The sequence below is a fragment of the Bradyrhizobium sp. 14AA genome (assembly GCF_054185205.1).
Window position 1 is genome coordinate 1 of record NZ_JAVAYM010000115.1, and the last position, 493, is coordinate 493.

At 61.1% G+C, this 493-nt stretch carries 1 protein-coding gene; it reads left to right on the forward strand.

What is annotated here, in order from left to right; translation table 11 throughout:
- The first annotated feature begins 69 nt into the window (after nt 1-69).
- On the forward strand, nt 70-264 hold the full coding sequence (locus tag RAD15_RS43575) for a DUF6961 family protein (protein WP_458184825.1): 195 nt from the start codon (nt 70-72) through the stop codon (nt 262-264).
- Nucleotides 265-493: the final 229 nt, after the last annotated feature.

Below are 493 nucleotides of genomic sequence, written 5' to 3' on the forward strand. Positions count from 1 at the left end.
TGACTTGCCGTCCGATGGTATCAGAATATGCCGGGCCGCAGGACGCAGATCCAACCATTTGGGAGGCGCATGAGCCCCGATCAACTCCGCTGGGCCGAAGCGCTGAAGATCGAGCAGATTCACGGCGACACCGCGCCAGCGTGGGTGGCGGAGAGGATCGGCGCTCTGGCGTTGGAGGGCGACCAGGCAGGCGTTGAGCGGTTCCGGCAGATCGCGGCGAGGCTGGATCAGTTGCGAGAGCCGCGGCAATTTATGTTGGCGTGAGCGCAGCTAATTCGACGTGACGGTTGCCTTGTGCGCGCAGTCGCGGCGTTCGCCGCCTAGCTCAGCCGCTTTTTGAAATGGTTACCGATCACGCCGACCAAGAGACCGGCAGTCGCGATGCTCTGAAGATGCGAAATATCCTCTGTCGTCAACCATCGCCACTTCGCTGGAAAGATCATGTGGGCGATCCATATGGCCCCTATAATTGCGATCGCTCCGGCTGACAGCC

What these genes read in the sequence shown, in the direction of transcription:
- RAD15_RS43575 (WP_458184825.1), top strand. Translation starts at nt 70, where the DNA reads ATGAGCCCCGATCAACTCCGCTGGGCCGAAGCGCTGAAGATCGAGCAG.